Raw genomic sequence first — 13,066 nt, forward strand, 5'->3', positions numbered from 1 at the left:
CCCCGTATGCCACCGCAAAAAACACCATAACAGATTGATTTTACTTGAAATAACCAGAATGGTTATTTTCGGATGCCGGCTTGCGGATGCTGCTGCCGTAACATGGCTACGCAACAAAGCGCTCATCAAACCAACGAAATCTTCAGGAGACAAAACATGAGACGAGTAGCCATCCGGGTTGCGGCCTTCGCTGCCTTTGCGTTCAGCGCGCATGCATTCGCCGCGGAAACCCAGTTTGTATTGATCACGCACGCCCCCGATTCGGACCCGTTCTGGAACGTGGTCAAGAATGCGATCAAAGATGCCGGACAGGACTTCGGCGTCACAGTGAGTTACCGTAATCCGCCGAACGGAGACCTGGCCGATATGACGCGCATCCTGGAGCAGGTCGCGGCGCGCAACTACGATGGCGTCATCACCACCATTCCCGACTTCGACATCGTGCAAGCGCCGATCCGCAAGATCGCCGCGAAACACATTCCGTTCATCACCTTCAATTCTGGCACCGAGCGGCAAAGCGAGGCGCTGGGCGCCTTGCTGCACGTCGGACAACGCGAATACGACGCCGGCATGGCGGCCGGCGAACTGGCGAAAGCCGCCGGCGTCAAGCGCTTCCTGTGCGTCAACAACAATGTCACCAATCCCGAATCGTTCGAGCGTTGCCGCGGCTTCGGCGATGCGATCGGCGCCGATTTCAAGCAGTCGACGCTCGACTCCGGCAACGATCCCACCGAGGTCGAGAACCGCGTGTTCGGAACCTTGAGCAAACGCCCGGATGTCCAAGCCATCCTCGCGCTCGGCCCGACCTCCGCAGTGCCGTCGCTGCGGGCGGTGCAGCAGCGCCGCCTGACCGGCAAGATCTATTTCGCCACCTTCGATATGACGCCTGAGATCAACCGCGCCATTGCAAAAGGCACGGTAGCGTTCGCGGTCGACCAACAGCCCTATCTGCAAGGATATATCCCGGTAGCCATGCTGGCCATCATGAAACGCGACAAGACCCAGGATATCGATCAGACGCGCAAGACGCTGCTGGCGGACGCCAACTTCCAGCGGCGCCTGAAACTGTATGGGCTGGTCCCGCAATTCGGTCCGCGCCACGTCAGCACCGGCCCCAGCTTCATCACCCGCGACAACGTCGAGCTGGTCGAGAAATACGCGGGCCAGTATCGTTGATTCATCGCTGATTCCCTCCTACCTGGGCTGCGCTGACTGCACGCCGCCATTGCGGCGCGCAGCCACGCGACATCGTTGCCGTGATTTAACTTGGAGATCCATCATGTTTCAATTAGCGATATGCGCCGAAATGGTCTTTCGGGATTTGCCGTTCGTCGATCGGGTTCGAAAAATCCATGACTTAGGCTTTCAAGTCGAAATCTGGGACTGGACCCGGCACGACATCGACGCTCTGGCGCGCAGCGGCGCCTGCTTTTCGTCGATGACCGGTTATATCGAAGGCGATCTGATCACCGGCGCAGGCGCGGATGCATTGCTGCGCACAGCCGCACAATCGATCGAAGTCGCCCGCCGGCTCGGCTGCCCGCGCCTCAATTTGCACGGCACCGGCCTCGACGCCGAGGGATTGCCTGTCCGGCCGGCGGCAATAGTGTCCGGCCCCATGTGGCTGGCGGCGCAACGCACGCTGACACGCATCGCCGAGCTGGGGCAACGCGCAGGCCTGGTGTTCTGCCTCGAAAACCTGAACACCGAGGTCGATCATCCGGGAGTGCCGTTCGCCCGCGCAGCGGACACGCTGGCGCTGGTCAGCGCGGTCGACAGCCCGCATCTGCGGCTCAATCTCGACCTTTATCACGCCCAGATCGGCGAAGGCAATCTGATCGAACTGCTGCGGCGCGCACTGCCGTATATCGGCGAGATTCAAGTGGCCGACGTCCCTGGACGATGCGAACCAGGCACCGGCGAGATCAACTTTCCGGCCATCGCCCGGGTGCTGGCGAGCGCCGGCTATCGCGGCACTGTCGGCCTTGAGGCGTGGGCCAGCGGCGGCAGCGAACTGGCGTTGCAGCGCTTTCGTGACGCCTTCACCGTTAACGCCGCCGCAGTGGCAGCGCGCTAACCGGCAAGCGCTCATCCCGCACTATCAATTTCAACCAGCTTCACCACAGGAAATTAAAATGAATCCAGATAAAACAGTCAAGATCGGCCTGATCGGCGCCGGCGCTATCGGTTCTTTCCACGGCGAGAGTATCGCACGCCGGGTGCATGGCGCGCAGCTCGCCGCGATCGCCGATCCGGCGGCGGAGGCTGCCCAGCGTCTTGCGGAGCGCCTGCATTGCGCCAGTGCGACCACGGATGCCCGCCAGATCATTGCCGATCCCGCGATCGACGCCGTCATCATCGCCACCCCGGCGCGGTTTCACAGCGAGCTCATCGTCATGGCGGCAGAGGCCGGCAAAGCCGTGTTCTGCGAAAAGCCGATGGCGCTCACGATCGCAGAAGCCGATCGGGCGATCGCCGCTGCGCGCGCAGCCAAGGTGCCGTTGCAGGTCGGCTTCAATCGCCGCTACGACAAAGCCTGGTCCGAAGCGCAGCGCAGCGTCGCCGCCGGCGCGCTGGGAACGCCGCAATTGCTGCGCTCGCTGACGCGCGACCCCGGACTGGCCGATCCAGCGCGCGTGCCGCCATGGGCAATCTTTCTGGAAACGCTGATTCACGATTTCGATACGCTGCGCTTCTTCAACCCCGGCTCAGAGGTGGTCGAAGTCTACGCCATCGCCGACGCACTGGTGCGGCCTGACTTCAAATCGCGCGGCCTGCTCGATACCGCTCTGGTCAGCCTGCGCTTCGACAACGGCGCAATGGCCTGCGCCGAGGCGAACTTCCAGGCGGCCTACGGCTACGATGTCCGCGGCGAGGTGTTCGGCTCAGGGGGCATGATAAAGATGGGGGACGTGCGCTGCTCGAATGCAACGCACTTTGGTGCAAACGGGATAAACAGCCCCACCACGCGGCTCAACACTGATCTGTTTCACGATGCCTACACGGCCCAACTGGCCGAATTCGTCGAAACGATCCACTCGGGCCAAGTGCGCGGGCCAACGGGCGAGGCTGCGCGGGCCGCACTCGCCATCGCGCTTGCGTGCATTCGCTCGGTCGCTGAAGCGCGACCGGTCCGGCTGACGGAGGTATTGCCCGCTTGACGGCGACAGTACCTTTGCTGACCCCGCGCAGGCGTTGTGAGCAACGCTAAGCCGGCTTATGCCCGGTCAATGCCGCGCCGGCATTCAAAGGCAAGCGCCGGGTCACTGGAATCGAGGCCATCGAAAACAGGCCGATGACGATGAAGGCCGGCCAGAAATCTCCGGCTACAATGGTCACATGGCCTTGCAGGCGGCTCGACAGATGTACCGCCAGACCGCCGATGGTCACTCCCAAACCCAAAGAAATCTGCTGCACCACGCTGGCCAGGCTGGTGGCGCGGCTGACGTCGGCGCTATCCAGGTCGGCATAAGCCATGGTGTTGAGGCAAGTGAACTGCATGGAAGGGAAAAATCCGCCCAGCAGTACCACCGCCATCATCACCAGATAGGGCGTGGCCGGTGTGAATAAACCATAGGACGCCAGCGCCAGTCCGGCCAGCAGCGCGTTCCAGATCAGCACCGAGCGGAAGCCGTAACGGCGCAGGACCGAAGTACCGATGGCTTTCATGAAGATCGCACCAAAGGCCGAGGCGCAAGTGATGGTGCCGGCGTGAAAGGCATTCATGCCAAAGCCGACCTGCAAAGTCAGCGGCAACAGGAACGGCACCGCTCCCAGCCCGATACGGAACAGTGAACCGCCCAGTACGCTGGCGCGGAAAGTCGGTATCCGCAGCAGGCGCAGATCCAGCAGCGGGAACGGTTCGCGCCGCGCATGCAGCAAATAGGCGTATAAGGTCAAGCCGCCCAGCACACACATGGCGAATGCCCATTCCGACGCCAGCAGCTCGCCATCGATCATCGACAAACCCAGCATCAGCAGCGTGCTGCCGACTGCCGACAGGACAAAACCCTTCATGTCCAGCGGCTGCAAATCGTCGGAGCGGTAGTTCTCGATATAGCGGCTGGCCAGGTACATGCCGAGAATGCTGATAGGGACATTAATCAGGAAAATCCAGCGCCAATGGAAATAAGTCGTGATGAAACCGCCCAGCGGCGGACCGATCACCGGCCCCAGTTGCGAGGGAATGGTCAGATAACTGATGGCTTTGACCAGTTCGGTACGCGGTACCGCGCGAAAAATCACGATACGCCCGACCGGCACCATCATGGCGCCGCCTATGCCTTGCAAAAAGCGCGCAGCGACAAATGCCGCCAGCGAGCTCGATGCTGCGCACATCAGCGAACCCGCCAGGAACACCATGATGGCGGAACGGAATACGGTACGCGCACCGAAGCGGTCGGCGACCCAGCCGCTGATCGGGATGAACACGCCGAGTCCGACCACGTATGAAGTCAACGCCAGCTTAAGAGTAAGGGGATCTTGTCCGAGGTCGCGCGCCAGTACTGGCAGCGAGGTAGCAATCACCGTCGCGTCCATGTTTTCCATGAACAACGCACAAGCGACAATAAGCGGAATGAGAAGAGTACGTTGCACTGCCGACGACCGTAAGGTAAACAAAAAGACAGATGCACGCAGTGTTGCATCTGTCTGCCCGACAGTTTACACCTAATCCTGAAATCTGGCAGGACGTACGCTAGCCACCGGTTCAGCACACTGAAATTGTGCGGCTTCAGGCCAGTTTGCGTTGCCCCGGGTCGTAGTAAAACTGCTCCTCAACAATTTTGTCGCCATGCCAAAGCTGCCAGGCAATTTCGTCTTGCCGGAAACTGCGGCCATCATGGGCCACAATTTCAAACAACCAGTTGATGGCAACCCGATCGCCGTCGATCAGGAAAGATTTTGCTGCCAGGGTGCGGATTTCCTTGAAAGCCGCCAGCGCTTTTTCCTCGCCCGCCACCAGCGACTGCATTCCTTTGCGCGCTGGCTCCTGGTTTTCCTGCATGGATGCATCTTCAGTATAGAATTCCCGGATCGCTTCTACATACTTGCCTTGCACAACCAGCGCGATGAAGCTCTCAACATGTTCTCGACTTGGCATGGAATGGTCCTGTAGTGAAATAGATAGGAATTAAACTATACCCCGCAAAACCATACCTCGCTTCAGAACGGCCCGTTGGACTTGCGCAATTTATCCGGCAATCCGTCATGCGGGCCGAGCGGCTGCTTCGGCGCGTCCAGCCAAAGCTGCTCGCCAATCTGTGCATTGCGCTCCGCATGCAGGGCGTAATAAACCTGGTTGTCGGCGCGGAAGCGGTCGCCCACCACCAGCAGACGTACATCGGTTTCGGTATTGTTGATGAAGGTATGCGCGAGGCCGGTGCCGGGCGCAAAGCCGACGCCGTCGCCGGGCGCCAGCCGGTGCAGATGGCCATCCAGCCACACATCCGGCGTACCATCAATGACGTAGACGAATTCCTCTTCCGTCTTCTCCGCATGCGGCCAGGAAGTGCGGCGCCCGGGAGGCAACAGCTCGTGATGGATGCCAAGCCGAGTCAGGCCGAATACGCGGCCGAACGGCGAACCTATCGCCATCAGCTCGGCGCTGCCGGGATAGCTGGAGTTATCCGCACCCTGAATCTCCTGCCAGTGTTTGATGCATTCCGGTCTGTTCATTACCGCCCTCTAACTAGCTTGTCTTTAATGTGAAAGCAGGATCCGATAGCCGACCGCGGTTTCGGTCAGCAAATATTTGGGCTGGGCCGGATCGTCTTCCAGTTTCTGCCGCAAGTGTCCCATATAAATCCGCAGATAGTGGCCGCTCTCGGAATGGGATGGGCCCCATACCTCCTTCAGCAATTGCGGATTGGTTACCACCCGTCCGGCGTTGGCTACCAGCACGGATAGCAAGCGATACTCGGTCGGCGTCAGATGCACCTGCTGCTGCGCCTTGGTGACCAGCCGTGCTTGCAGGTCGAGCGTGACATCGCCGAAACGGATCAGGCCATCATCGCCGGCCAGCGGCTGGTGTTGGCGCCGCAGCGTGGCGCGTACCCGCGCCAGCAGTTCGCCGACGCCAAACGGCTTGCTCAGATAGTCGTCGGCGCCGGCATCCAGCGCTTTGATCTTGTCTGTCTCGTTGACCCGTGCCGATAACACGATGATAGGCACACGCGACCATTTCCTGACATCCTTGATGAAATCGACGCCGTCGCCGTCCGGCAGCCCGAGATCGAGAATCACCAGGTTCGGCTTGCGTGTGCCGCAATCGATCAGGCCACGCTGCATGGTCTCTGCTTCAAACACCTGCCAGCTTTCGCTCTCCAGGGCGGTGCGCACAAAACGCCGGATCTGCGGTTCGTCTTCAACCAGCAGTGCTATGGGTGTCGGTTGCATCGTCATGCTTTCTCTGCGTCGTCGCCGACCTTCGGTTCGTGTTCTTCCGGGTCGGGCATGCTGGGAGGCGTCCCGAGCGGAATGGTGAAGATGAATTCAGCGCCGTGATGGCCGCTGCGGGCGTGGATGGTGCCGCCGTGGGCCTCGACAATCGCACGGCAAATCGCCAGCCCGAGTCCGACGCCGGGCTGGGCCGATTCGCGCTCGCCGCGTGTGAATTTTTCGAATATCGCATCTTCCATGCCGACCGGCAGACCTGGCCCGTCATCGGTCACGGTGACCGCCAGAAAACGGCCATTGACCACAGCGGCCAATACGATATGGGAACCGGCTGGCGTGTACTTGGCGGCATTCTCCAGTAAATTGCACAGCACGCGTTCAATCAATATCGCATCGAAACGGATCAGCGGCAGCTCGTGCGCAACCCGAATTTCCACTTGATGTCCGAGCAACGCGGAGCCGCTGGCGCGCATTGCACTGCCGACCACTTCCTCAAACGGCTGCCACTGTAAATTCAATTTAACCTCGCCGCTCTGGATTCTCGCCATATCCAGCAGATTGGTCACCAATGCGCTCATGCGCAGCATTTCACTGTGCAGCGCGGCGGCCAGTACTTGCTGGTTCTGCTGCAATGGCGGCTTGGATAGCACCAGCGACTCGGACAAACCGATCAAGGCAGTCAGGGGCGTACGCAAATCGTGCGACAGCGCGGACAACAGGGAATTGCGCAAGCGCTCCGATTCCATGCGCACCAAAGCGTCTTGCGCCACTTCGACATAGTGCACGCGCTCCAGCGCAATCGCGGTCAAGGTGGCGAACGTGTACAGCTGTTGCTGCTGTTCCGGGATCAGAATCCAGCGCCGGCTGTGCGGCAAGATCACCAGCACGCCTCGGGTGCGCATCGGCGCCACCAGGGGCAGATACAGATAGCTGCTGGCCGGCAGCGTATCGGTGCCGATACCGGCGCTGCTGGCATTGTCGAAAGCCCACTGGGCAATGCCCATGTCGAGTGCGCTGGCGACATTCGCCACCTCATCCGGTATCACCGCCGGCATTTGCAATCTGCCGGCGTCATCCGGTATCAGCAGCAAGGTCTTGGCCTGGAAACTATGCTGCAGGAACAGCCGGCTGGTTTCAAATATCTGCTCGGTCTGCAGTACGCCCGACAAGGCCCGGGCAAATTCGAACAAAGCGCGCGAGCGTGCTTCACGGTCTGAGGCGATGCGCGCCTGATAGCGCAATCCGGTGGTCAAATGGGTAATCGTCAGGCCTACCGCCAGCATCACGCCGAAGGTCAGCAAGTACTGGAAATCGCTGACGGCAAACGAAAAGCGCGGCGGCACGAAAAAGAAATCGAAAGAAGCGATGCTCAGCAAGGCGACAAAGATTGCAGGTCCGCGGCCGAAACGGATGGCGATCAATACCTCTGCCAACAGATACAGCATGACGATGTTGGCCAGGTCGAAAAACGGCAATATCGGCGTCGCCAGCAAGGTTACCAGCACACATGCCGCAAGCGCCCAGAGGTAACCCCACCACTCGATGCGGCTCTGCATCGGCACATGGCGCTGCAGGATTTTTCCGGCAGCATCCTCCTGCTTTTCCGCCGCGCTGGTTGGGGGCACGCCGATTTCGATCAGGTCGACGTCGCTCGCGAGAGCCGCGATACGCGCGGAATGGCTGGTTTGCCAGGGAAACCTGCGCTCACTGCGGCCGACGATGATCTTGGAAAAATTGTGGCTGCGGGCATAGGCCGCCATGACGGCGGCTACCTCGTTGCCGGCCAATACAGCGGTAGTCGCACCCAGATCCTGCGCCAGCTTGAGCGTCTTCAGGATGCGCTCGCGTTTGGCCGACGGCAAACGCTGCAACTTCGGCGTCTCGACATAGACCGCATGCCATTCCGCATTGAGCTGGGTCGCCAGCCGTGCAGTGCTGCGGATGACATGTTCCGCATTGGGCGAAGGGCCGACGCAGGCCAGCAAGGCGGCATCGGTCTGCCACACCGCGCCTATCGATTTTTCAATCCGGTAGGCCTGGACATCGCCCTGCAAGCGATCCGCAGTGCGGCGCAAAGCCAGCTCGCGCAGCGCGATCAGGTTACCTTTGCGGAAAAAATTGCGTGAGGCGCGTTCGGCTTGCGGCAACTTGTAGACTTTACCGAGTTTGAGCCGGTTCAGCAATTCATCGGCCGGCAAATCCACCAGCACCACTTCGTCGGCGGCATCGAATACGGTATCCGGCAAGGTTTCTGCAACCCGGATGCCGGTAATGCCGCCTACCACATCGTTCAGGCTTTCCAGATGCTGGACATTCAGCGTGGTGAAGACATCGATCCCCGCATTCAACAACTCTTCAACGTCTTGCCAGCGCTTCGGATGGCGCGAGCCGGAGGCGTTGGAATGCGCCAGTTCATCGATCAGTATCAGCGAAGGCTTGCGCTGCAAGGCAGCGTCCAGATCGAATTCCGGCAGCTGCTTGTCGCGATACGCGACCTGTTTCATGGGCAGCAATTCCAGGCCATTCAACAGCGCGGCGGTTTCGGCACGGCCATGGCTCTCGATGACACCCGCCAATACCTCACGGCCTTCGCTATGCAATTTATGCGCAGCGCCGAGCATCGCGTAGGTTTTTCCGACACCTGCCGAGGCGCCGAAATAGATCCGCAATTTTCCCCGTCCGGCCAGACTCTCCTGTACCTGCAGCTGCGCCAGGAGAGCGTCCGGATCGGGGCGTAGATTGTCGTTTGAGTAAGGTGAGGACACAGATTGCCTTGTGAAAGCTATCGATTAGACGGTTATACAAAATCCAGCGTTAATTGTAGATTGAATCGTGGATGCAATCGAGCTGCCGCTACGATACCCTGAAAGCACTATAAATTCCCTGCTCGCGAAAAACAAAGGCGAACAGGCCGGGAGACTGCAAGTTTCCCGGCCAATGCTGATGAAGCAGTTTATGAGCAACTCTTAAAATGTCTTTGTCGCCGATACCACCAGTGCAGTCTTACCCAGGTTTTTGCGATCGGGCGACGGTCCTACATAATTTTTGGTATCGGTGCCGATCACCGCAACGCTGCCAGACAAAAAACCGAAATCCTTGGTCAAACCGACTTTCCAGTCGTTATAGCTGGATGCCGAATTGTTTTTCACAGTTTGATGGCCGGCGTGCAGATTGACCGTATAGCCGTTGGTGACGTCAATATTGGCGCCGATATCCAGATAACCGCTGTTCTTGCTATCCGCAAAACCGAACAGATTGGTCACTGCATGCGAATATTTAATATACGCAGGACCGTAGCCGAGCTGACCGTAGATTTCCGTCGTATCGGCACTCGGATGCAGATCGTTGGATGGGTACACATACGACAGTATACCGAAGTCGTAGCTCAGGTCTTGCGTGAAATTACCTTTCTTGCCGGCGTAGATATCCCACTCGATATTGCCGTTGCCGCCGCTGTCCTTGATCCATTTAAGCGTCGACAGCCAGGTGCCGACATACAAGCCGGTTGGATTATTGCTGTAGTCTGCGCCACCCTGCAGAGCCGGCGTCAGACGCGTCTGGGAGATGCCGCGGAAACGATAGTCGGAGACGACGCTGGCATTGAAAGTCAAGGAATTATCGGGGACAGCCTCTTCCGCCTGCGAACAGTTTGCAGTGAAGGCAGTAACGCCGATGACGGTAACCAGACCAGCAAAATAGATAATTTTCTTCATAAATTCCAAGTGAGACAAAAATGAGACAAAAGTAAGGTGGTGGTTGATCTCAAATCAGAGGAAATAAGGGCGTGTGGAAGCTGACCGTACGCCGTACGGCCAGTTCTGCCAGCACTGCTGCCTCCAAGATGAAATGGGTGGGGAAAACTTAGTTTGACGCCGGATGCTGCCGGTCCAACGCCAGGTTCAATGCCATGACGTTGACGCGCGGCTCGCCCAGGAAACCGAGGCTGCGCTCCAGCTTCAAGCTATCGATGAGGCTATGCACGGTATCGACGTTCAACTTGCGTTCACGCGCAATGCGTCCCGCCTGGTAGTAGGCTGCGGCAAGGCTGATTTCCGGATCCAGGCCGCTGCCGGAAGCAGTCACCAGATCTACCGGAATCGGCAGCGTGTTGCCCGGATCGGCGGCTTTCAAGGCATCGACCCTTCCCTTCACAGCGTCTATCAGCGCCGGATTGCTCGGCCCGAAGTTAGAGCCGCCGGAAGCTTGCGGGTTGTATGGCATCGGCGAGGTGGCAGACAAACGGCCCCAGAAATAATTAGGAGCGGAAAACTCCTGGCCGATCAGGCGCGAGCCGATCAGTTTGCCATTCTGCACAATCAGGCTGCCGGACGCCTGATCGGGAAAAGCCACTTTGCCGATCCCGGTTACGGCCAGCGGATAGATCACCCCGCACAGCAAGGTGAGTCCGGCAAACAGTACCAGCGCCGGCCGCAATACGCCATGCGATGCGATGTTTGTCGTAGTCGCCGACGGTGCTGTAGACGGCGTTGTTGTAGATGCGGATTTCATTTCCAGACTCCTGATTAGACCAGATGCATTACCGACAGAATCATGTCGATCAGTTTGATGCCGATAAAGGGCAATATGATGCCGCCCAGGCCGTAGATCAGCAGGTTACGGCGCAACAGCGCAGCGGCGCCGACAGCGCGATACCTGACCCCCTTCAATGCCAGTGGAATCAACACCACGATGATCAAGGCGTTGAAGATAACCGCAGACATGATGGCCGATGACGGACTGGCCAGATGCATCACGTTCAGCGCTGCCAGCTGCGGATAAGTGGTGATGAAAGCCGCCGGGATGATCGCGAAATACTTGGCGATATCGTTGGCAATCGAAAAGGTCGACAAGGCGCCGCGCGTCATCAGCATCTGCTTGCCGATCTCGACGATTTCCAGCAGCTTGGTCGGATTCGAATCGAGGTCGACCATATTGCCGGCCTCTTTCGCCGCTTGCGTGCCGCTGTTCATCGCCACCGCAACGTCAGCCTGGGCCAGCGCCGGCGCATCGTTGGTGCCGTCGCCGGTCATCGCTACCAGCCGGCCTTCCGACTGATAGCTGCGGATCAGCTTGAGCTTGTCCTCCGGCGTCGCTTCGGCCAGGAAGTCGTCAACCCCTGCTTCGGCAGCAATCGATGCGGCAGTGAGGCGATTGTCACCAGTGATCATGACAGTCTTGATCCCCATCCGGCGCAACTCGGCAAAGCGTTCCTTGATGCCGCCCTTGACGATATCCTTCAGCTCGACCACGCCCATCACCACGCCGTCGTCCACCACCACCAGCGGCGTGCTGCCGCGACGGGCGACGTCGTCGACGTTGTGCGCCACTTCGGCCGGGAACGGTTGTCCCAGTTCTTGCAGATAGTTCTTGAGTGCCTCCGACGAACCTTTACGGATCACACGGTTGCCGATGTCGACGCCGCTCATCCGGGTCTGCGCGGTGAACGGCACGAAGACGGCATGCAGCACATTCATCTCGCGTTCACGAATATTGAAGCGCTGTTTGGCCAGCACCACGATACTGCGGCCTTCCGGCGTTTCATCCGCCAGCGACGCCAGTTGCGCGACATCCGCCAGTTGCTGCTCGGTGACGCCGGGCGCAGGAATGAACGCCGAAGCTTGACGGTTGCCAAGCGTGATGGTGCCGGTCTTGTCCAGCAACAGCACGTCAACGTCGCCGGCAGCTTCCACCGCACGGCCGGAAGTGGCAATCACATTGGCTTGCATCATGCGGCTCATGCCGGCCACGCCGATGGCGGACAGCAAGGCGCCGATGGTGGTCGGGATCAGGCACACCAGCAAGGCGACCAATACCGTGATCGTGATTGGCGCACCGCTTTTGGCGGCAGATACGCTAAACAAGGAGAACGGCAGCAAGGTCACCGTCACCAGCAGAAACACGATGGTCAGCGCCACCAGCAAGATAGTCAGGGCGATTTCGTTCGGCGTCTTTTGGCGCTTGGCGCTTTCCACCATCGAAATCATGCGGTCGAGGAAGGCTTCGCCCGGGTTGACAGTAACGCGTACCACCAGCCAGTCGGACAGCACCCGGGTGCCGCCGGTGACCGCGGAAAAATCGCCGCCGGATTCGCGGATCACCGGCGCCGATTCGCCGGTGATCGCACTTTCGTCGACCGAGGCAACGCCTTCGATGACTTCACCGTCGACCGGGATCACATCCCCCGCTTCGACCAGCACGACATCACCCTTGCGCAAATTGCTGGCCGGGGTTGCCGACCAGTTGCTGAGCTCGCCCTTGGGCTTGCTGTCGCGCTCCAGCTTTTTGGCTGAAACGGTTTGCTTCAAGGCGCGCAGCGATTCTGCTTGCGCCTTGCTGCGCCCTTCCGCCAGAGCTTCGGCAAAATTGGCGAACAGGACGGTAAACCAGAGCCAGACCGAAATCGCCAGGATGAAAGCCGGATTGGCTTCGCCTTTGCCGGTCAAGGCTTGGAAATACAACAGCGTGGTCAGGATACTGCCGATATAAACCACAAACATGACCGGGTTGCGCAATTGCGTTTGCGGCGCCAGTTTTTTGAACGATGCGACGATGGCCGGGCCCATGAGCGCGGAATCGAAGAGCGTCAGATTAGTGCGAGACATGATGATCCTTCTTCTTGATTAGTTGAGGACAGAGTAATTCGCCACGCGGCGGCTCTTAAACTCTGTCC

At 59.3% G+C, this 13,066-nt stretch carries 11 protein-coding genes; 3 read left to right on the forward strand and 8 right to left on the reverse strand.

The genetic code is table 11. From position 1 onward, the window contains the following. Positions 1-156 precede the first annotated feature (156 nt). From BLV81_RS04065 to BLV81_RS04075, 3 genes are all read left to right on the forward strand, one after another. Entirely contained in the window at positions 157-1,176 is a 1,020-nt protein-coding gene (locus tag BLV81_RS04065; RefSeq protein WP_092352679.1) for a sugar ABC transporter substrate-binding protein, read from the forward strand. A 103-nt stretch (positions 1,177-1,279) separates the two neighbouring features. Next, the gene (locus BLV81_RS04070; RefSeq protein WP_092352681.1) at positions 1,280-2,077 is read left to right on the forward strand and encodes a TIM barrel protein; all 798 of its coding nucleotides are present in this window, start codon (positions 1,280-1,282) and stop codon (positions 2,075-2,077) included. A 58-nt stretch (positions 2,078-2,135) separates the two neighbouring features. Next, positions 2,136-3,161, forward strand: a complete 1,026-nt coding sequence (locus tag BLV81_RS04075) for a Gfo/Idh/MocA family oxidoreductase (RefSeq protein ID WP_092352683.1) — start codon at positions 2,136-2,138, stop codon at positions 3,159-3,161. A 46-nt stretch (positions 3,162-3,207) separates the two neighbouring features. On the opposite strand, the gene BLV81_RS04080 is transcribed toward BLV81_RS04075, so the two are convergent. The 8 genes from BLV81_RS04080 to kdpB form a co-directional block, all read right to left on the reverse strand. Continuing rightward, positions 3,208-4,596, reverse strand: coding sequence for an MFS transporter (locus BLV81_RS04080; RefSeq protein ID WP_176992738.1), 1,389 nt, complete (start codon positions 4,594-4,596; stop codon positions 3,208-3,210). A gap of 136 nt (positions 4,597-4,732) precedes the next feature. Next, complete coding sequence (locus BLV81_RS04085; RefSeq protein ID WP_143036271.1) at positions 4,733-5,101, reverse strand: nuclear transport factor 2 family protein; 369 nt, start codon at positions 5,099-5,101, stop codon at positions 4,733-4,735. 62 nt (positions 5,102-5,163) lie between these two features. Then, entirely contained in the window at positions 5,164-5,676 is a 513-nt protein-coding gene (locus tag BLV81_RS04090) for a cupin domain-containing protein (protein WP_092352689.1), read from the reverse strand. Between the two features lie 24 nt (positions 5,677-5,700). Next, positions 5,701-6,396 carry a two-component system response regulator KdpE gene (gene kdpE, locus BLV81_RS04095; protein ID WP_092352905.1) on the reverse strand — a complete coding sequence of 232 codons (696 nt, stop codon included), beginning with the start codon at positions 6,394-6,396 and terminating at the stop codon, positions 5,701-5,703. A 2-nt stretch (positions 6,397-6,398) separates the two neighbouring features. Continuing rightward, positions 6,399-9,161: a two-component system sensor histidine kinase KdpD gene (gene kdpD, locus BLV81_RS04100; protein ID WP_092352691.1), complete on the reverse strand. Its 2,763-nt coding sequence runs from the start codon at positions 9,159-9,161 to the stop codon at positions 6,399-6,401. Positions 9,162-9,362: 201 nt separating this feature from the next. Continuing rightward, positions 9,363-10,109 carry a TorF family putative porin gene (locus BLV81_RS04105; protein WP_092352693.1) on the reverse strand — a complete coding sequence of 249 codons (747 nt, stop codon included), beginning with the start codon at positions 10,107-10,109 and terminating at the stop codon, positions 9,363-9,365. A gap of 148 nt (positions 10,110-10,257) precedes the next feature. After that, positions 10,258-10,905, reverse strand: a complete 648-nt coding sequence (gene kdpC, locus BLV81_RS04110; RefSeq protein ID WP_092352695.1) for a potassium-transporting ATPase subunit KdpC — start codon at positions 10,903-10,905, stop codon at positions 10,258-10,260. 14 nt (positions 10,906-10,919) lie between these two features. Then, entirely contained in the window at positions 10,920-12,998 is a 2,079-nt protein-coding gene (gene kdpB, locus BLV81_RS04115; RefSeq protein ID WP_092352697.1) for a potassium-transporting ATPase subunit KdpB, read from the reverse strand. Positions 12,999-13,066: the final 68 nt, after the last annotated feature.

Origin of the sequence: Collimonas sp. OK242 (assembly GCF_900107095.1) — a bacterium.
GTDB lineage: Bacteria > Pseudomonadota > Gammaproteobacteria > Burkholderiales > Burkholderiaceae_D > Collimonas.